At 68.0% G+C, this 20,503-nt stretch carries 12 protein-coding genes; 6 read left to right on the top strand and 6 right to left on the bottom strand.

Annotation, left to right across the window (positions count from 1 at the left end):
* Positions 1 to 221: 221 nt before the first annotated feature.
* Positions 222 to 2,054 (top strand): sigma-54-dependent Fis family transcriptional regulator, encoded by a 1,833-nt coding sequence (locus RTY46_RS02015; protein ID WP_312706433.1) that lies wholly within the window; start codon positions 222 to 224, stop codon positions 2,052 to 2,054.
* Between the two features lie 145 nt (positions 2,055 to 2,199).
* Here the strand turns inward: RTY46_RS02015 and eda are convergent, their stop codons facing one another.
* The gene (eda, locus tag RTY46_RS02010; RefSeq protein WP_108751699.1) at positions 2,200 to 2,838 is read right to left on the bottom strand and encodes a bifunctional 4-hydroxy-2-oxoglutarate aldolase/2-dehydro-3-deoxy-phosphogluconate aldolase; all 639 of its coding nucleotides are present in this window, start codon (positions 2,836 to 2,838) and stop codon (positions 2,200 to 2,202) included.
* Entirely contained in the window at positions 2,825 to 3,844 is a 1,020-nt protein-coding gene (locus RTY46_RS02005) for a sugar kinase (protein WP_312706432.1), read from the bottom strand. Before RTY46_RS02005 ends, eda begins: the two co-directional genes overlap by 14 nt.
* A gap of 285 nt (positions 3,845 to 4,129) precedes the next feature.
* Between RTY46_RS02005 and RTY46_RS02000 the strand changes: the two genes are divergently transcribed.
* From RTY46_RS02000 to RTY46_RS01990, 3 genes are all read left to right on the top strand, one after another.
* On the top strand, positions 4,130 to 6,910 hold the full coding sequence (locus tag RTY46_RS02000; RefSeq protein ID WP_312706431.1) for a TonB-dependent receptor: 2,781 nt from the start codon (positions 4,130 to 4,132) through the stop codon (positions 6,908 to 6,910).
* A 223-nt stretch (positions 6,911 to 7,133) separates the two neighbouring features.
* A complete protein-coding gene (locus tag RTY46_RS01995; protein ID WP_312706430.1) occupies positions 7,134 to 10,316 on the top strand; it encodes a TonB-dependent receptor in 3,183 nt (1,060 codons plus the stop codon).
* Positions 10,317 to 10,374: 58 nt separating this feature from the next.
* The gene (locus RTY46_RS01990) at positions 10,375 to 14,193 is read left to right on the top strand and encodes a LamG-like jellyroll fold domain-containing protein (protein WP_312706429.1); all 3,819 of its coding nucleotides are present in this window, start codon (positions 10,375 to 10,377) and stop codon (positions 14,191 to 14,193) included.
* 51 nt (positions 14,194 to 14,244) lie between these two features.
* Here RTY46_RS01990 and RTY46_RS01985 read toward each other — a convergent pair whose 3' ends face one another.
* The 4 genes from RTY46_RS01985 to RTY46_RS01970 all read right to left on the bottom strand — a co-directional run bounded on the left by RTY46_RS01985 (position 14,245) and on the right by RTY46_RS01970 (position 18,467).
* Positions 14,245 to 14,832 (bottom strand): cysteine dioxygenase family protein, encoded by a 588-nt coding sequence (locus RTY46_RS01985; protein ID WP_312706428.1) that lies wholly within the window; start codon positions 14,830 to 14,832, stop codon positions 14,245 to 14,247.
* Between the two features lie 119 nt (positions 14,833 to 14,951).
* Positions 14,952 to 15,809 carry a rhamnogalacturonan acetylesterase gene (locus tag RTY46_RS01980; protein WP_312706427.1) on the bottom strand — a complete coding sequence of 286 codons (858 nt, stop codon included), beginning with the start codon at positions 15,807 to 15,809 and terminating at the stop codon, positions 14,952 to 14,954.
* Position 15,810: 1 nt separating this feature from the next.
* Positions 15,811 to 17,436, bottom strand: coding sequence for a carboxylesterase family protein (locus RTY46_RS01975; RefSeq protein ID WP_312706426.1), 1,626 nt, complete (start codon positions 17,434 to 17,436; stop codon positions 15,811 to 15,813).
* Positions 17,433 to 18,467, bottom strand: a complete 1,035-nt coding sequence (locus RTY46_RS01970) for an alpha/beta hydrolase (RefSeq protein WP_312706425.1) — start codon at positions 18,465 to 18,467, stop codon at positions 17,433 to 17,435. Before RTY46_RS01970 ends, RTY46_RS01975 begins: the two co-directional genes overlap by 4 nt.
* Positions 18,468 to 18,623: 156 nt before the next feature.
* Here RTY46_RS01970 and RTY46_RS01965 point away from each other — a divergent pair, with 156 nt between their 5' ends.
* Both RTY46_RS01965 and RTY46_RS01960 read left to right on the top strand, forming a co-directional pair.
* A complete protein-coding gene (locus RTY46_RS01965) occupies positions 18,624 to 19,451 on the top strand; it encodes a 2-keto-4-pentenoate hydratase (RefSeq protein ID WP_312706424.1) in 828 nt (275 codons plus the stop codon).
* Positions 19,452 to 19,491: 40 nt separating this feature from the next.
* Positions 19,492 to 20,493 carry a TRAP transporter substrate-binding protein gene (locus RTY46_RS01960; RefSeq protein WP_312706423.1) on the top strand — a complete coding sequence of 334 codons (1,002 nt, stop codon included), beginning with the start codon at positions 19,492 to 19,494 and terminating at the stop codon, positions 20,491 to 20,493.
* Positions 20,494 to 20,503 lie beyond the last annotated feature (10 nt).

Genomic DNA, 20,503 nt, shown 5'->3' with positions numbered 1-20,503 from the left:
GGCTCCCAACGGGTTGGCGTAGTGCCCGTACTGGCGCAAGGACGGTGCCAACGCTGGCGTGCTGCGGTGCGTCACGAGGTCCGGCGCTGCCACGCCTGCGCGTCACGCGCGCGGTTGCGGCGCTGCAGCAGGCCCCTTCCTTGCGGGCAAGCACGCGATGTGCTGTTAATCGGAACAGGTCCTGAAACAACTGTCGCAGAATGCGACACAGGAGGCTGTCGGTGTCCCCGCTTGCTCCCGACCCACGCCTGGGCAGTGCCCGGCGCAGTTTCTTCGAACGCGGTGCGGCGCCGGTGGGCGCGGTGCCCGATGCCATCCTGCACTCGTGGCAGCGCTGCCAGCGCCATGGCCTGCTGGTGGACGCGCAACCCAATGCCGAACCGCTGACCGATGGCCGCCTGCGCGAGCTGCGGCAGCGCCGCGAACGGTTGTGGCGGCAGGCCCGGCCCGAACTGGAAGGCTTGGCGGCGGAGATGACCCACAGCGGCAGCATCGTGCTGCTGACCGATGAAGACGGCTGGATCCTGGATGCCGAAGGCAGCACCGGCTTCCTGGACAAGGCCGGCCGCGTGGCGCTGATGCCGGGCGTGCGCTGGGACGAAACCAGCGTGGGCACCAACGCGATCGGCACCGCGCTGGTGGAAGGCCGTGCGCTGCAGGTACGCGGTGGCGAACACTACTTCGCGCCGCACGGCCAATGCCTGGGGGTGCTGGACGTATCCGGCGACGCGCGCCTGCCGCACCTGCACGCGCTGGCCCTGGTACGCCAAGCGGTGGCCCAGATCGAGCACCGAGGCTTTGCCGACGGGCTGCCCGACTGCGAGTTGTTGCGCCTGCACCACCAGCCGGTGCTGCTGGGCAGTGCGCGGGAGGGCGTGCTGGGCTTCCGCGGCGGGCGTCTGGTGGCGGCCAATCGCGCTGGCCTCGCGCTGTTCGGGCTGGAGCGCCACGACATCGGGCGTACCCCGTATGAAGCCTTGTTCGAACAGCCCTTGTCACGCCTGGCCGACGATGGCGTGCTGCTGGATCGCCAAGGCCGCAGACTCTACGGGCTGCGCCAGCCGCGCGGCACGCGGCGCGCGCACGGCGCCCCCGCGCAGCGCCTGCCGCAGGCGCCGCCGTGTGGCGCAGCGGTTCCGCGCGGGCCGTTGTTCGATGCCGCCCAGCAGGCGCAGCTCGACGCGGCCGGGCGGGTCCTTCAGGCGGGCCTGCCAGTACTGCTGCAGGGTGAAACCGGAACCGGCAAGGAAGTATTCGCACGTGAACTGCATGCGCGCAGCGCACGCGCGGGCAGGCCCTTCGTTGCGGTGAACTGCGCTGCATTGCCCGAAGGCCTGATCGAATCGGAGCTGTTCGGCTACGAGGAAGGCGCCTTCACGGGTGCGCGCCGCCACGGCAGCACCGGGCTGCTGCGCCAGGCCGAGGGCGGTGTGCTGTTTCTGGACGAGATAGGCGACATGCCATTGGCGCTGCAGCCACGGTTGCTCCGCGTGCTGCAGGAGCGCGAGCTGTCGCCGCTGGGCGGCGGCAAGCCGGTGAAGCTGGATTTTGCCCTGGTCTGCGCCAGCCATTGCGACCTGCCGCAGGCGGTAGCGGCCGGCCGCTTCCGCGCAGATCTGTACTACCGCATCGCCGACCACGTGGTGACCCTGGCACCGCTGCGCCAGCATGCTGATCGCGGTGCCGTGGTCGATGCGCTGTGGCAGCAGCTGGGCAACGACCACGCACTGCCCGGCGCCACCCGTGCCGCGCTGGTGGCCTGTGCCTGGCCGGGTAACCTGCGCCAGCTCAGTGCCTGCCTGCGCACGCTGGTGGCCTTGGCGGGGCCGGGCCAGTCGCCGGGCCCGGAGCTGTTGCCTGAGGTCGTACGCAACGGTGTGGCCGACGCGCTGCCGCCCGTGGTGGCGTCCCATGCGGCGCTGGGGGAGATTGCCGAAGCGGCCATGCGCCAGGCGCTGGCCGCGTGCGAGGGCAACGTGAGTGCGGCCGCCAAGCGGCTGGGCATCAGCCGCAGCACGCTGTACCGGCGGCTGGGCGCACCGCGCGGCGGTTGAACGCGGGGCAATGCCGGGTTTGCCCGACCAACCCGCTGGCAATGGCGGGCTTGCTCGAGCAACCCGCCCCGTAGAGTCGAGCTTGCTCGACTGCTCTACGCGAAATGCCAGTCGAGCAAGCTCGACTCTACTGGCATAGCGTTCTTCAGCTGGCCAGTACCGAGGCCTGGCGCGCCAGGTCTTCGATGCCCTGCCAGTCGCGTGCCTGCACCAGCGCGGCGGTGGTCAGCCAGGAACCGCCTACGCACAGCACGTTGGGCAGGTGCAGGAACTGCGGGGCGGTCTGCACGCTGATGCCGCCGGTCGGGCAGAAGCGCACATCGGCGAACGGGCCGTGCCAGGCCGACAACAATGCCGCGCCCCCGGCCTGTACCGCCGGGAAGAACTTGAAGGTGTCCAAGCCGTGCTCCAGGCCCACGATCAGTTCGGACCCAGTGGCCACGCCCGGCAGGTACGGCAGGTCCGCGTCGCGGGCGGCGGCATACAGGGTGGGCGTTGCGCCGGGCGACACCGCGAAGCGCGCACCGGCTGCCTTCGCCGCCTGCATCTGCGCCGGCGTCATCACCGTGCCGGCGCCGACCACGGCATCGGGCACGGCTTCGACCATCGCCTTGATCGCTTCCAGCGCGCGCGGCGTGCGCAGGGTCACCTCGATAACCGGCAGGCCGCCGCGGAACAGGGCCTGTGCCACCTGCACCGCATCGTCCACGTCATCGGGGGTGAACACCGGGATCACCGGGGCCAGTTTCAGTACCGCACGTACGCGCGGATCAGCGCCGGACATCGAATCGCTCCTCGCCCACCAGGGCCAGCACGTCAGCTTCGCTGACAGGGTTGAAGTCGCCGGGGATCGAATGCTTCAGTCCGCCGGCGGCCAGGCCGAAGCGCACGGTGGCCTCGGCATCGAAGCCGGACAGGATGCCATGCAGGATGCCGGCCGCGAAGGCGTCGCCACCGCCGATGCGGTCAACAATGCCCTGCAGCTGGCGCACCGGCGCCTGTGCACGGGTGCCGTCGCGGCCCAGCAGCAGGGCGCCCACTGCATGGTGGTCCACGCTGAGCGCCTGGCGCTGGGTGCAGGCCATCCACTGCAGCTGGGGGAAGGCGGCGAAGGCGGCCGCCGCTGCGGCGTCCACCTTGGCCACCACATCGGCTTGTTCGAACCGCTGGCCGAGGATCACCTCGATATCGCGGTAGTCGGCGAACACGATGTCGGCCTGCGCGAACAGCTGGTGCAGGATCGCCTGTGCATCGCCGCCCCAGCGCTGCCACAGCTTGGGCCGGAAGTTGCCATCGAAGGACACGCGCACACCCTGTGCGCGCGCTGCACGCGCTGCTTCCAGCGTGGCCTGCGCCACGTCCGGGCCCAGTGCCGGGCTGACCCCGGACAGGTGCAGCCACTGTGCGCCCTGCAGCAGTGCCGGCCAGTCGTAGTCGGCGGCGGTACTGCGGGCGAACGCCGAATCGGCGCGGTCGTAGACCACATCACTGGCCCGCTGCACCGCGCCGGTGGTCAGGAAGTACAGGCCCATGCGGCCGTCCGGGTCCTGGCGCACACCGCGCGTGTCCACGCGATGGCGGCGCAGTTCACCCAGTACATGCGCGCCCAGCGCATTGCCGGCCACGGTGCTGACCATGGCCACCTCATGTCCGAAGCAGGACAACGAGACACCCACGTTGGCTTCCGCACCGCCCACGTGCACCTGCAACTGCGGCGACTGCAGCAGCAGCTCGCGCCCCGGCGCGCCCATCCGCAGCAGCAGTTCCCCGAAACACACGACACGACCCATTTCCGCTCCCTTACGCTGGCCGCCAGCAGACACTGCCGCACGGCGTGGAATCGCACCACGCACCCGCGTGGCGGTTGACTATCGGTGTCATTCTAAATCCGACCGACCGTTGGCACAGCCTAGCAAACTGTCGGAAGCATTGTCCCGCAAGCATCTTGGAGACATTGCAGGTCTGTTGCGGTGCAAGATGCCGGAACCGGGACGTGCTGTTACCGTCCGCCTTGACCAGCGGTGTCATTCCGCTGAAACACTCGCGAGACCAGACCTTTGGGAGAGGGGAAAGGCATGCATTCTCGGAACCACGCAAAAAAGACACCGGTTACCTTGCTCGCCATGGCCGTCGGCCTGGCGCTGTCGGTAAACGCCGCGGCGCAGCAGCAGGGTGAAGCGCCCACCGCGACCAACCTGGACACGGTGAACGTCACCGGCTACCGCGCCAGCGTGGAAAAGGCGCTGGACATCAAGCGCAGCGAATCAGGCGTGGTCGACGCCATCGTGGCCGAGGACGTGGGCAAGTTCCCCGACCTGAACCTGGCCGAATCGCTGCAGCGCATTCCCGGCGTGGTCATCACCCGCGAAGCGGGCGAAGGCCGCAACATCTCGGTGCGCGGCCTGGGCCCGGATTTCACCCGCGTGCGCTTGAACGGCATGGAAGCGCTGACCACGGTGGGCGCCGGCGACCAGAGCGGCGGCACCAACCGCGGCCGTGGCTTCGACTTCAACGTGTTCGCCTCGGATCTGTTCTCGCAGATGATCGTGCGCAAGACCGCCTCGGCCGATGTCGAGGAAGGGTCGCTGGGCGCCACGGTGGACCTGCGTACCGCGCGCCCGTTCGACTACGACGGCTTCACCTTCGCTGCCAGTGGCCAGGCCGGCTTCAATGCGATGGCTGAAAAGGCCGACCCGCGCATGGCCGCGCTGATCGCCAACACCTTCGCCGATGGCACCTTCGGCGCATTGCTGTCGGTGGCCTATTCCGAACGCCAGGCGCTGGAAGAAGGCTCCAACACCGGGCGCTGGGCCAACGGCACCAGCAACGGTGGTTTTGCCGCCAGCCCGCTGTTCCCGGCCGCACGCAGCGCCGATGTGTACCACCCGCGCTTCCCGCGCTATGTGCAGATGGAACACGAGCAGAAGCGCCTGGGCGTGACCGGTTCGCTGCAGTGGAAACCGACCGATCGCACCGAAATCTCGCTGGATACGCTGTACTCGAAGATCGACGCCACGCGCGACGAACACTACATCGAAGCGATCTCGTTCAGCCGCAACCGCGATGCCGCCACCGGCGCCAACCGCCGCCCCGACCGCGACGGCAAGCCGGTGATGGTGGTGCGCAACGGCGAGATCCGCAACAACGCGCTGGTCTACGGCGAATTCGACAACGTCGACATCCGCAGCGAGAACCGCCACGACGAATGGAGCACCGAGTTCAAGCAGGCCAGCCTGAACTTCGATCATCGCTTCAACGATGCGTTCTCGCTGAACGGCAAGCTGGGCGTCTCGCGTTCCAGGCACGAGAACCCGGTGCAGACCACCATCATCATGGACAAGTACGATGTGGATGGTTATAGCTACGACTACCGTGGCAACCGCCGTGCGCCGGTACTGAACTACGGCATCGACCCGACCAACCCCAATGGCTGGGAGCTGGCCGAGATCCGCCTGCGACCGCAGTACGTGGACAATGACTTCGACACCGCCGAAGTCAACTTCAACTGGAACATCAGCCCCGGCTTCCGCCTGAAGGGCGGCGTGCTGGCCAAGAACTACACCTTCGACACGCTGGAACTGCGTCGCAACAGCGAAGGCGCGGTACCGGCGTTCGCCAACGGTTCGCGCATCGTGCCGGTGGACCTGACCAGCCAGGCCGGCCTGAAAGGCATCTCCGGTTCGCCGTCGAGCTGGGTGGTGCCGAACCTGGATGCCGTGGCCGACGCGCTGGACATCTACAGCAACACCGGCACGTTCGCACTGGCACCGCGTGCCAACAACAGCCGCAGCGTGGAAGAGAAAGACCGAGGCGTCTGGCTGATGGGTGAGTTCTCCACCGATCTGGGCAGCATTCCGCTGTCGGGCAACTTCGGCGTGCGCTACGTGCAGACCGAACAGACCTCCAGTGGCGCGGCCACCGTGGGCGGCGTGCTGGTGCCGGCCACCACCAACCGCAAGTACAACGACACCCTGCCCTCGTTCAACCTGGTGGCCGAGATCACCCCGGACTTCCTGATCCGCCTGGGCGCGGCCAAGGTGATGAGCCGACCGGGCCTGGGCAACCTGACCCCCGGCGTGACCGTGGCCGTGGCCGGCGGCGCGCGCACCGTGGCAGGCGGCAACCCGAACCTGGATCCGTTCCGCGCCACCAACGTGGACATGAGCTTCGAGTGGTACTTCAACGAAGGCGCGATGGCCGGCATCGGCCTGTTCTACAAGGACATCGAATCGTTCGTGCAGACCACCCGCGAAGTGCGCCCGTACTCCACCAGTGGCCTGCCGGCCAGCCTGCTGGAAGGCACCGGTGCATCGGTGAACGATGACTTCACCTTCAGCATTCCGCTGAACACCCCCGGTGGCGAGCTGTACGGCGTGGAAGCCAACTACACCCAGCCCTTCACCTTCCTGCCCGGCAAGTGGTCGAACCTGGGCATACAGTTGAACTACACCTGGGTCGACACCAGCATCCAGTACGTCAACGGCAACGGCGTGGCGGTGATGAAGAACCAGCTGACCGGCACGTCGAAGAACGCCTGGAACGCCACGCTGTTCTACGAAGGCGAGGTCTGGTCGGGGCGCGTGTCGGCCACCAACCGCAGCGATTACCTGACCCAGGCACCGGGCCAGGAAACCGGCTTCAACCTGGATGGCTACCACGGCATGACCGGCACCACCGTGCTGGACGCTTCGATCCGCTACCGCATCAGCGACCAGCTGGAACTGAGCCTGGAAGGCATCAACCTGACCAACGAAGCATCTGACGAGTGGGTGTACTCCCCCACCACCGGCCAGCTGCCGCTGCAGTACACCGAAACCGGCCGCCAGTACCTGCTGGGCGTGCGCTACAAGTTCTGATCCAGCCGCGGCGGCGTGTGCGCACGCCGCCGCATTCCCGTGCAACGACACACCGCTGCGGCGCACTGCTGCGGCGCAAGATGCCGCGTCCCATGTGCTTTGTTACGTTCACGCATGACCCGCGGTGTCAGCACGTCGTTGCACCCGCGTCGTGCCGGAGGAGGCCGGCACGACGCAGCAACGCACCTGCAACGCTTGAGGACACCCTGGGAGGGGATTTCAGATGGATTCGTCGCTCGCGCTTCACCGCGGCCGCGCGCCGCTCACCGTGCTTGCCCTGTCGATCGGCCTGGTGCTGTGCCAGACCGCCCATGCACAGCAGACGCCGGAAGCGGCCGCATCCGCGCCCGATGCGGTGGACCTGGACAAGGTAGTGGTGAAAGCCACCTACCGCGAAAGCCTGCAGCAGTCGCTGGACGAGAAGCGCTACAGCGTCGAGCAGGTCGATGCGATCTACGCCGAGGACATCGGCAAGTTTCCCGATCTGAACCTGGCCGAATCGATGCAGCGCATTGCCGGCGTATCGATCGACCGCGAAGGCGGCGAAGGCCAGCAGATTTCCGTGCGTGGCCTGGGCTCGGACTTCACCCGCGTGCGCATCAATGGCCTGGAAGCCCTGTCCACCGCCGGCAGCGGCACCACCGGCGTCAACCGCAGCCGTGGCTTCGACTTCAACACCTTCGCCTCGGAACTGTTCAGCCGGGTCAAGGTGAACAAGACCCAGTCGGCGCAGATGGATGAGGGGTCACTGGGCGCCACCGTCGATCTGCGCGCGTCGCGCCCGTTCGACTACGACGGTTTCCAGGCCTCGCTCAACGGCCAGTACGGCTTCAACGAACTGTCGCGCAGCAAGGATCCGCGCGTATCGGCGCTGCTGAGCAACACCTGGGCCGATGGCCGCTTCGGCGCGCTGATGTCGGTGGCGTGGAGCAAGCGCACCATCTTCGAGGAAGGCTACAACCCGGTTCGTTGGGAGCACGGCAACTACCGCAACTCCAACCAGTCCACCGCCGCCAACAACGGCACCTACGGCTTCTGCAGCCCGGTGGGCTACAACCCACAGACGCCGCGCAACCCGGCCAGCAATGAAACCGCGCAGGGCGTGGGCAGCGCCGCCAACCAGGCGCGCAACAACGGCTGGGGCAGCTACGGCATCGATGCCACCCACTGCGGCACCGGCATCGACCGGCCAGCGGCCACGGCAGAAAACATCGCCGCCTACGAGACCGCCACCAACGCGTGGATCCCGCGCTACCCGCGCTACGTGCGCACCGAGCACGAGATCGAACGACTGGGTGTGACCGGCGCGCTGCAGTTCCGCTTCAGCCCCGACAGCCTGCTGAACCTGGACCTGATGTACTCGCGGTTGGACAAGGACCAGCGCGAAGATTCGCTGGGCGCCAACCTGCACCGCACCGCGCAGTACGGCGGCAAGACCCAGATCGCCGTGCGCGAAGCGCAGGTGGATGCGCAGAACCGCCTGGTCTACGGCGTGTTCGACAACGTGGATTTCCGTACCGAATCGACTTCGATCGAAGAGACCACCGAGTTCAAGCAGGCCAGCCTGAACTTCGAACACCGCTTCAACGATGCGGTGCGCCTGGATGCGCTGGTCGGCCATTCCTCGTCCAGCTTCGAACGCCCCGTGTTTTCCATGGTCAGCTTCGACAACAGCAACCTGGACGGGTTCGTGCTGGACATGCGCAACGGCGCCAGCATGCCCTCGATGACCTTCCCGTTCGCGCTGGGCGATGCCGCTTCATGGCAGTGGCTGGGCTATGGCACCGCGCCGGTGAATGCCAACGGCACCGCGCGCGGCGGCAACATCAGCGAAGTGCGGTTGAACCCGCAGTACGTCGACAACAGCTTCGACACCGCCAAGGTCGACCTGACCTTCAACCTCTCGCCCACCTTCACCCTGCGCGGCGGCCTGGCCTACAAGGACTACGGCATGAGCACGCAGGAGTACCGCAACATCAGCTACGGGCGCATGTCGCAGGCGCTGCCCAGCGGGGTGGGCGTGGCTGACCTGTCCACCACCCTGGACGGCTTCGGCAAGGGCCTGGACGGCAACACGCCCAATGGCTGGTTGATTCCCGATTTCAGCCGCATCGCCGAACTGCTGGACATCTACTGCAACTGCAACACCGGCACCCTGGGCGGCGACTATCGGCTGGCCGGCGTGGGCCACTACGGCGCATCGAACAACAACTTCGACGTGACCGAGAAGAGCTACGCCAGCTATCTGCAGCTGGATTTCAACACCGAGCTGTGGGATCGCCCGTTCCGCGGCAACCTGGGCCTGCGCTACGTGCGCACGCAGATCGATGCCAGCGGCTATGCGCCGTGCCAGGCCGCCAGCAGCTCGGATCTGTCGTCGGCCTGCGAACCGTTCCTGGGCGTGGCCAGCGCTACGGCCGATGCCGGTGAGCGCCTGCTGGTCGGCACCACCGTCGCCCACCGCTACGACGACTGGCTGCCGTCGCTGAACCTGGCGTGGGACCTGACCGACACCTTCGTGCTGCGCTTCGGCGCGGCCAAGACCATGGCCCGCCCCACCCTGTCCAACCTGTCGCCCAGCGTCAGTGGCGGCCCGACCGCCTTCGTCGATGAAGACCGCTACTATTCGATCAACCTGGGCAACCCCAAGCTCGATCCATTCCGCTCCACCAACTACGACCTGAGCGCGGAGTGGTATTTCCAGGAAGGCGCACTGCTGTCGGCGGCGGTGTTCTACAAGGACATCGAGACCTACGTGCAGCGCACCCGCCTGCTGACCACCTGGCAGGACATGGGCTATTCGCTGGACCTGCTGCCGGCCGGTTTCAGCCCGAACTCGCTGTTCAACGTGCAGAGTTACTTCAACACGCCGGGCGGCCCGCTGAAGGGCTACGAGCTGACCTACCAGCAGCCCTTCAGCTTCCTGCCGGGCTTCTGGAAGAACTTCGGCATCCAGCTGAACTACACCCACGTGGATTCGAAGATCAAGTACCTCTTCAGTTCCGGCAGCGGCGACACCATCGTCACCACCTACACCGAGAACGACCTGCTGAACTTGTCGCCGAATTCGTACAACGCCACCCTGTACTACGACGACGGGCGCTTCAGTGCGCGTGTTTCCACCAGCTACCGCGACGCCTACATCAACCAGATCCTGACCCAGGAAAACGTCTGGGACCTGGACGGCAACCAGTACGCCACCGCCGACGTGACCGGCAAGTACAGCGTGGAGAACGTGGATTTCAACATGTCCTGGAAGTTCAACAAGCGGCTGACCGTCAGCTTCGAGGCGATCAACCTGCTGGACAGCGCCGATGAGCGTTACGTGGACTCGGCGCTGTCCCTGCCCGACCGCTACACCCATACCGGTCGCCAGTACTACCTGGGGCTGCGCTACAAGTTCTGAGCCCCCGCCTGCCCTGCCGTACCGCTGCACCGTCGAATGCTGCTGAAAGGAAGGTTCCATGCACCGCACTGCTTCTGCTTCGTCCCGTCCGCGCCGCCGCCTGCTGGTGGCCGCGCTGCTGCTGGCCAGCGCCCTGCCTGTGGCGGCCGCTGCACCGCCCACGCTGCTGTTCCACGTGGACGCCAACCAGGGACTGACGGCCGTGACGGCGCAGGGCGAGGCGGTGCCGAACTTCCGCGACAAGGCCGCCGTGGTGGACGATGGTGCACGCGGCAAGGCGATCCAGTGGGAAGATGACGGCGTGCTGGCCTGGGATGCGCCCGGCAACATCCAGGCCCAGCGCGGCACCCTGGCCTTCGACTGGCGCCCGCGCTATGCGGTGGGCGAAGCACCGTTCGTGATCTTCCGCGTGGGCTATGCCGACCACAGCAGCTGGGACATGGCCTGGCTGCGCATCGACTGGAACGGCCACGGCTTCGATGCGTTCGTGACCGATGCCAACCTGGCACGCAGCCGCGTGTCGTTCCGCATGGACACGCCGCCGCGGCCCGACCAGTGGCTGCACCTGGCGTTCGCGTGGGACGAGGACCTGGGCGTGCGCCTGTTCGTGGACGGGCGCGAAGTGGCGCGCACGCAGGCCACCGGCGATTTCGACGCCGCGCTGGACCAGTTGGGTCTGGCCGGGCGGGTGATGGCGCCCTACCAGGTGCAGAGCCGCTACAACTTCCTGCGCGGCAGCGACTTCCAGCATATCCGGGTATACGACCGCATGCTGGACGGCCCCGCCGTTGCCACGCTGGCACGCGGCCAGGCGCCGGCCAGCGCGGTGGCGTCGGCCAGCGACGAACGCGCCTGGCGCCATCGCTTCGGCTGGGAAGGCGCCGCACCGCCTGCGCTGTCGGCCGCGGGCACCCGCATCCGCAAGATCGAGTTCGCCGACACCCGCGACCTGAAAGCGTGGATGTGGAAGGCCACCGATGGCATTGCCGAAACCACCTGGCCCGGGGTCTACAACCGCTCGCGCCTGCCCGGCCGAAATGACTACTTCCAGTTGCCGGACTGGAACACCTACGTTGAAAGCGGCCAGCACCTGGACCTGACCCTGCCGGCGGGCGAAACGGTGAACCGGGTGGAGATCCGCGGCGCGGCCTTCGGCACCCTGACTCACGGCGCCGACGCCGCGCATGCCACGCAGGTGCTGGCCACGCGCGCACAGGGCGTGGTGCGCAGCGTGCAGGACATTCCCGCGCAGTCCGGCGGCGTGCTGCGCTTCAGCAACGTGGAACAGGAGACCCCGATCCAGGAAATCTGGGCTTACAACGTGAGCGAGGGCGCCGAGCCCGAAGGCACGGTGAAGCAGACCTACATCATCGACAGCCAGGCCCTGCCCGACTACACCAACCTGGACGCCCTGCGCCGCTACATCGATGGCCGCTATCCGGCCGCCGAACGCAGCACGGTGATGGCCCTGCCGAAGGGTGCCGGTTCACGCCGTCGCAGCGCCGATACGCTGCCGGCGCAGCCGCGCCCGATCGTGCACGTGCTCATTCCCTCCGGCGTGGGCGATGCGCCGGCCAACCAGCCGTTGATCCGCAGCTGGGCCTACAGCTGGGAAAACATGCACGACGGACTGGATGGCGTGGCCATCGATCTGCCCGCGCTGGATCTTCCGGCCACGCAGGACGGCCTGATTCCACTGAACATCCGCATCAAGGACCCGATCTGGCCGGCGCGCGACATGATCGATGTCTCGGTGTCGGTGCAGCCCGGGCAGAAGCGCACGCTGTGGCTGGACCTGCGCGACCGCATCCTGACCCCCGACAGCCTGTGGCTGAGCATCGCCTCGGCGGCACCGGGCTTCGACGCCGCTGCGCTGGATGGTGCGCAGGTGCGGCTGGTGTTCAAGCCGCGTGCCGAAGCGCTGAAGGAACACGTGGCCGACCGCTTCAACCAGGTGCGCGACAACTGGGGCTTCCTGGTGGAAGAACACACCACGTCCAAGCGCCAGCGCCTGTACGCGCGCGTGTACGCCGACCTGAGCGACCTGCTGCGGGTCGACCCCGACCACGAGCTGGGCCGGCTGTACTGGAACTACATCAGCTACAACAGCCAGGGGCGCCCGCCCTTCGATGCACCGCAGGTGCCCAAGGGCGTGCCCGCCTGGGCCTTCCACCAGCTGCAGGACCTGGCGCAGGTGCGGCAGTTTGTCGACTGGTGGATCGATGAGCGGCAGGTGGCCTACGGCGATTTCGGCGGCGGCATCTCCGATGATTCCGACCTGACCCAGCAGTGGCCGGGCCTGGCCCTGATGGGCGTGCAGCCGGACCGCCTGAACGCCTCGCTCACCGCGCTGTCCGATGCGGTGTACCGCAATGGCATGTTCAGCAACGGGCTGAGCACGATCGAGACCGACGAGCTGCATTCCTACGAGGAAGGCATCAACACCAACAGCGCCATGCTCTACCTCAACTGGGGCGACCCGCTGACGGTGGAGCGGCTGATGGAAACGGTGAAGGCGTTCGATGAACGCATCATCCTGCGCAACCCACAGGGCAACCTGCTGTTCTCCAGCAACTGGTTCGGTGGCAACAAGGTCTACCGCGAGCCGAACTGGCAGTGGCAGAAGCCGTACTCGTTCCCGGTGCTGCACCCGGCGTTCCTGCTGGGCCAGTACAACGCCGATCCGACCGGCCGCAAGCTGGTGATCGGCCTGGCCGACGGCTACCTGGCCCACGCCGGCCGCGACGACAAGGGCCGCTTCACCCTGCCCAACGAGATCAACTGGGCCACCGGTGCCACCCGCGGCGGCGAACTGAACAACGGTTCGGGCAGCGGCGACATCATGCATACGTTCTGGGCGGCGTGGCGCTGGACCGGCGATGCGAAGTACCTGCAGGCGCTGGATTACCGCGTGGCCCGTGGCGGCCCGGGCGCGCTGGCCAACCTGGGCGAGAACTACGTGGAGGTGCTGGGCCGCCAGCAGGACTGGTACCCGCAGCTGACCGCCGATGCGAAGGCCGGCAAGACCGGCTTCGCCAGCCTGATGGCCTGGCAGGCCACCGGCGACCTGCAGTACATCGATGCGCTGCATGCCGATGGCCTGCAGGCCAAGGCGCAGCGTGCGTACATGAACACCGAAGGCCACTGGTGGTCCGATCGGGTGGAAGCACCCAGCGAATTCCTGCAGCGCGCCCGCCTGGGCGGCATCGCGCTGAAGCGCAACCAGAGCTGGCCGGGGCACACGGTCAGCTGGCGATTCGACCGCGACGGCGCCGCCGAGCAGGTCGCGCTGCTGGTGCATGCGCCGTCCCGCGAGCGCTTCACGGTGACCAGCTACACCCTGGGCAACCGCACCATCGGCGCCGACATGACCGGTTGGAACGTAGCCAGCGGCACCTGGCGCATCCGCAGCGGCGTGGATGCCGACGGCGATGGGCGCATCGACGGTACGCCGCGCGAACGCACGGTGCAGCTGGAAACCAGCACCGCGGTGCCGATGCAGTTCCGCCCGGGCCGTACCGAAGTCTTCGAGTTCGAGCGGGTGAGCGCGGGCACGCCGGTGGAAACCCGCCCGGACCTGGGCATCGGCCGCGGCGATGTGCGCGTGGACGGCCGCCAGGTCCATGTGACCGTGCACAGCCTGGGCCACGTCGGCAGCGGCGTGGGCGTGGCAGTGCTGGAGGATGCGCGTGGTCGCGAGATCGCACGCACCGAGGTGCCGGCCATGGCTGCACCCACTGACCTGCAGCCGAAGACCGTGGTGGTGTCGCTGCCCCTACCGGCGGGTGACCGCAGTGGCCTGCGGGTGCGCGTGGCGCTGGCCGATGGTGGCGAGGAAGTGACCCGGTTGAACAACGTGGCCGACGTGCCGCGTTGAGGACAGCGGCGACGCCGGGCATGGCCCGGCGCTACCTGGGGCCTGACGCGGTCACGCCGCGTCGGTCTCCATCATCTTCACCCGGCGCTGGTACCAGCCGTCGCCCAGTGGATCGAACACCGCGCTGCGTTCCATCACGCCCTGGTACACATGCACCGACACCGCCACGTCGGTATCGCTGGCGTTGCGCAGCGTGTGGTACTCGTGCGGCGGAATCAGGCTGCCGGCGCTGCCGCGGTAGCCGTACAGGGATTCCTGCGCGGCGAAGCGGTGACGGTCGCCCTGCCGCTCCAGCAGGGCATAGGGGGTGACGATCAGTTCGCCCTGCCACACACCTTCCACGCACCACATCGCATCGTGGTCGTGCAGCGGCGTGCCCTGCCCCGGACCCCAGCACATGGCAATGACGCTGTAGCCCAAGGTCGGGCTGCGGTGCAGCTCGCGCCGGGCGTAGTGACCGTCCACCGGACGGCGAACACAGGGCGGCAGTTCGATGAGCGGATCGATGATCGCCTCGCGCAGCACCTTCTGCAGGGCCTGGGTGATCAGCGCCGGATCCGCAAGGCAGACCGCGCCGTCGATCGCCGCCAGCAGGCGATCCCGGCCTGTGAACGGCAGTGGTGTGAGTGTCGCTCCCATGTCGGCCAGTCTAGGCGAGCGGGGTTAACAGAATGTTGTCAGACCTTCATCGTGTCTAGATGGTGCTTATTGCGACAACGTTAGGCGCAATTGCGCGCAATTAAGCGATATTTCCGCCGTCATGGCAGCAGCAGTGCGCGCAGTTCCGGGACTTCGCGCGCCAGTTCCGTGGTCACCAGGGTGGCGAACACCCGTGCGCCGTCGTCGCCAAGATGGGTGTAATCGAAGGCCCGCTTGGCCTGCCCCATCGGCTCCAGCGCGGCGTTCTGCGCGGCCGCCGGTGCACCGGCCATGGCGGGACTGGCGCCGACCGTGGTGCCGTCAAGGGCACTGGCCACCTGCGCCTGGCTGGCCGGTGCCTGCGCCAACTGCATGGCCGGCACCGGCCCCAGCGCCTGCGCCAGGGCGCGGCTGCGCGCATGCAGGTCCACCAGCGGCACGTGCAGTTCGCGCGCTACCGAACGCACGCTGTCGGCCCAGGGCGACAGATCATCCACCAGCACGCCATCAACGAACTGGCGGCGGGTAAGCGGGGTCAGCAGCACCGGCTGCGCACCGGCGGCACGCACCTGCTGCACGTAGCGGCGCAGGTTGTCGGGGAACTCGTGCTGCAGATCGGTGGACCGCCCCGGCTTGCCCGGCTGGTCGTTGTGGCCGAACTGGATCAACACCCAAGTGGCGGCGTAGCCCGGCGTGCGCATTTCCGCCTCGACCAGCGCCCACGAACCTTCGGCGCGGTAGTTGTACGTGCTGCGGCCGCCGCGGGCCAGGTTCAGGCAGGCCGCGAACGAGGTCACATGGTCGGCGCAGAAGCGCGGCCCCCAGCCGCCCTGCACGGCGGTGGTGGAATCCCCCACCAGCACGATCTTGCTGGCGCGGATCGGCGTGGGCGGCGGACGATCACTGATCGATGGATCGACCGCGGCGTGGGCGGTGCCGGCCGCCAGCAAGGCCAGCAGGACAGTCAGAAAGCGCATCTCAGGCAGTTCCTCGTTGCAGGAAAGGCACGCGCTGGTAGAGCTCGCGCTCGCCACCACGCGGGTCATCGGCGCCGCGGCTGTGCACGTCGAACAGCATCGTGCGCCGCTGCGGCAGGCTGTATGGCGCCCATTCCGGCAGACCGCCGTGGTTGGGATCGCCGTGGCGGGCGAAGGCGATCAGCGCATTGCTCATGCGCGCCGCCAGCGCGCGCGCCTCGCTGCCGCCGCCGGTGCGTGCACTGGGCAGCCCGGCGTTGTCGAACACCAGCGGGATATCCAGGGTGTGGAAGGCGCGCAGGCGGCCGTCTTCCACCGGCGAAGGCCAGTCCAGCTGGTAGGCCCAGGTGGGCGCGGCGCCAGCCGGTTGCCGTGCACGCGCCTCCAGTTCTTCCACCGCGCCGCGCCACGAACGGCCGGCGGTGGTGGCGGCGAAGAACACCTCCGACGCCGTGTAGTGCGGGTACATGCGCCGGTACGCCTCGATCACCACTGACGGCAGCAGGTCCACGAACTGCTGCTTTTCCAGTTGCGCCGGCAGGGTGTCCCAATCCAGCGTGAAGTTGGCCGGGTCATTGCCCAGGAACGCGCGGGTCTCATCGCGGGTGTTGCCGATCACCATCGGGATGGCCGCCGATTGAGCCGGCGCCTGCGGCCAGAACGGATGCACCGGCAGTACCACCTCGTCCAGCACCGGGCCGAAATACAGCGCGATGTCTTCCACCCGCGATGGATCGCGGGCACGGGTGGCGGCCAGCAGGTCGGCCGTCGGCAGGCGCAGCAGCGCGGTGATGTCCGCCGCCCCTACGGTCTGCATGGCCAGCGCCGCGCGCTGCGCCGCTGCACGCGGACCGGCCGCGGTCACCTGCTGGCCGCTCATGGTCCACGCGCGCTGGAACAGGCCGCGCGCGGCCGGCATGGCCATCAGCGTGGCGATCTTGGCGCCACCGCCGGACTGGCCGAACACGGTGATGTTGTCGGCGTCGCCGCCGAACACGGCCGCATGCGCGCGTACCCAGTGCAGGGCCTGCACCAGATCCAGCTGGCCCACGTTGCCGGACATCGCGTAGCGCGGGTCGCCCAGCGCGCCCAGGTACAGGTAACCGAAGGTGTTCAAACGGTGGTTGAGGGTGACCACCACTACATCGCCGCGCCGGCACAGCGCGCTGCCGTCATACAGCGGGTCACTTCCCGAGCCGTTGTTGAAGCCGCCGCCGTGGATGTAGACCAGCACCGGGCGGCGCGCGCCGTCGTTCAGTGCCGGGGTCCATACGTTGAGGAACAGGCAGTCTTCGCTGCCCGGACCTTCGCCACCGCCCTGCGGTGCCGCCGCGCCGTACTCCAGTGCATCGGCAATGCCGCGCCATGGTGCTTCGGGGCGGGGCGGCTGGAAGCGGTAGGTGCCGGTGTCGGCGCCGTAGCGCAGGCCACGGAACACGTGCACGCCGTGCTCGCGCTGGCCGCGTACCCGCCCGCCACGCACCCGTGCCACGACCTGCGTGTCGGCGCGCGGGCCAGGCACTGCCAGCGCGACAGGTAGCGCTGCCACCGTGGCCGTGGCCAATGCCCAGCGCGCACTGTCGCGCAGGAAACGGCGGCGCTGCAGATCGCTCGGCGCGGTGTTCATCGGCTACCCCGGGGTAGGATCCCCTCTTCACCGGAGTGGGGCTCTGACCCCACCCCCGTCTCACCCCCCGCCAGCCACGCCTGTGCCAGCGCCGGCCACAGCGCCAGCGTGGAACCGGGCGCAACGCGCATGCCGAATCCATGCCCGCCATGCGCGAACAGGTGCAGTTCGTGGTCCACCCCGGCTTCCGCCAGCGCCTGCGCCATCAGCTCGCTGTTGTGCGCGCTCACCACGGCATCGTCATTGGCATGCACCAGCAGGGCCGGCGGCATGTCCGCGCGCACCTGCTGCTGCATCGAATACTGCGCTGCCAGCCCCGGATCCGGTTGTTCGCCCAGCAGGCGCTTGCGCGAACCGCTGTGTGCATGCGCACCCATGTCGATGACCGGATACACCAGCACCGCCCGTGCCGGGCGCGCGCTCAGCTGGTCGATCGCATCGCGCGCCGGGTAGGCCGGAACATCGAAGCCTGTGGCCAGCCGTGCCGCCACATGGCCGCCCGCGGAGAAGCCCATCACCGAAACGCGCTGCGCATCCAGCCCACGCTGGGTTGCCTGCGCACGCACCACGCGCATCGCACGCTGTGCATCGGCCAGCGCGGCCTGGCGATCGCGGCCCGGTTGCGGCAGCCGGTAACGCAACACGAACAGCGTGTAGCCGGCGCGGTCCACCCACTCCGGCAGCAAGGCGCTGTCTTCTTTGTCGATCACCACGCGCTGGTAGCCGCCGCCGGGAATCACCAGCAGGGCCCGGCCATTGCCGCGCGCAGGGGTGTGCACCAGCAGGTACGGCGCGTCCACCTGGTCGACGTAGCGGTCAGGCTGCGCCGGATCGCGGCTGCGCTCGACCACCCGTGGCGGCCTGGGCTTCCCGTGTTCGCCGGGCACCTGCCCGGCTGGCCACAGCGCGATCTGCTCGCCCGCCAGCTCCTGGCCGGGCCGCTCGCCTTCGCGCAGTGGCGTGGCGCCACCGACCAACGGTGCGGCCAGCAGCAGGCCGCACAACAACAGCACCAGAGGACGCAGACGCATGGCAGGCATAGGCTCCGAAGGCAGGGAACAGCGTGCCCCAAGGCAAGGTCCGGTGGCACTTGATGCGCTGCGGCTTGCACGATGACACCGGTTTACCATATACACCTCCTGCAGACGCTGTCGATGGGCAGTGCAACAAACACAGGGAGACCGTTCTTGAGCAACGAACACGGCACACACGGGCAGACGCCGCCGCCGGACGATGCGGCCGCGATCGCCCACGCCTTCACCACGGCGCGCCGCGCAGGGCATGCCCTGCCTGCCTTCCCGGGCAATATCCCCGCCGACCTGGTCAGTGCCTACCAGGTACAGGACCTGGCCATTGCCGCCTGGGATGACCAGGTGGTGGGCTGGAAAGTGGGCTACATCGCCGCCGAGCGCCGCGATGGGTCCGGGGACGAGCGCCTGCTGGGCCCGGTTTTTTCCCGTCAGCTGAAAAATGCTACCGGTGGAACAACCGATATTCCGATCTTCGTCGGCGGCTTCGCTGCAGTCGAAGCCGAGTACGTGCTGGAGCTGTTGGAGGACGCTCCGGCCGGACAGGTGCAGTGGACCCCCGAGCAGGCCGAAGCCCTGCCCGCCCGCCTGTACATCGGCGTGGAAGTGGCCAGCAGCCCGTTGGCCACGATCAACGAACTGGGCCCGCGCGTGGTGGTATCCGACTTCGGCAACAACAACGGACTGGTGCTGGGCCCGGAAATCGTGGACTGGACCACGCGCGATGAAACCGCGCTGCGTGCCGAGACGCTGATCGAAGGTGAAGTGGTCGGCACCGGGGGCGCCACGCGCCTGCCGGGTGGATTGCGCGCCGCTTACGCGTTCGCTCTGTCCCGTTCGGCGCTGCGTGGCCGTCCGCTGCGCAAGGGCGATCTGATCGCCACCGGCAACGCGACTGGCATCCATGACATCACCGCCGGGCAGACCGCGCTGGTGCGTTTCGCCGGCTTCGGCGACATTGCCTGCAGGGCCGTGCCGGCCGGGTAACCGCCGGCATGCCCCAGTGAACACGCGCGGGAGGGCGCAGATGATCACACGACGTAATTTCCTGGCCGGTGGCGCTGCTGCCCTGGCCACGCCGATGCTCGCGGCCTGCGGCCGTGGGCCGGCGGGCAGCGTGGACGGCGGTGCCCTGCTGACCGCCACCGATGTGCATGTGGCCGACTACCCCACCGTGACCGCGGTGAAGTGGATCGGTGAGACGCTGCAGCGCGAAACCAACGGTCGCCTGCGCCTGCGCCAGTACCACTCGGGCCAGCTCGGCCGCGAATCGGAAGCGATCGACATGGCCCGCTTCGGCGCCATCGACATCACCCGCGTGTATGCCGGCGCGTTGAACAACGCGTTTCCGCTGACCCAGGCGCTGTGCCTGCCCTACGTGTTCAAGTCGGTGGCGCACCAGCGTGCCGCGCTGGACGATGGCTTGGCCGATGCAGTGCTGCGCGGCTTCGAAAGTCGCGACCTGGTGGGCCTGGCGATCTACGATTCCGGCGCGCGCTGCTTCTACAACACCAAGCACCCGATCGTGGCGCCCAAGGATCTGCACGGCCTGAAGCTGCGCGTGGCCTCGTCTGACATCTTCATCCAGCTGATGCGCCTGCTCGGTGCCAACCCCACGCCGATGTCGCTGGGCGACACCTTCTCTGGCATGGAAACGCACATGATCGATGGTGCCGAGAACAACATGCGCAGCTTCCATTCCAGCCGTCACTTCGAGGCCGCGCACTACTGGTCGCAGAGCGATCACTCGTATGCGCCGGACGTGCTGCTGATGTCGCGGGCCAGCTTCGAGCGGCTGCAGCCCGATGACCGGCAACTGCTGCTGCACACCGCACGCGCTTCGGTGGCGGTGATGCGCGAGCAGTGGGATGCCTCTGAAAGCGCCGCACGCCGCGCCGTGCTCGATTACGGCGTGAAAGCCAACGACGTGGACATGCCGGCCTTCCGCGCGGCCGCACAGCCACTGCTGAAGCACTACCTGCAACAGCCGGATATCGCCGCGCTGGTTGATCGCATGCGCGCTGCCTGAGGACCCTGCC

Origin of the sequence: Stenotrophomonas sp. (assembly GCF_032056425.1) — a bacterium.
In the GTDB taxonomy this organism is placed as follows: domain Bacteria; phylum Pseudomonadota; class Gammaproteobacteria; order Xanthomonadales; family Xanthomonadaceae; genus Stenotrophomonas.
Note: the sequence above shows the minus strand (reverse complement) of the source record. Positions and strands in the feature narration are given on the sequence as shown.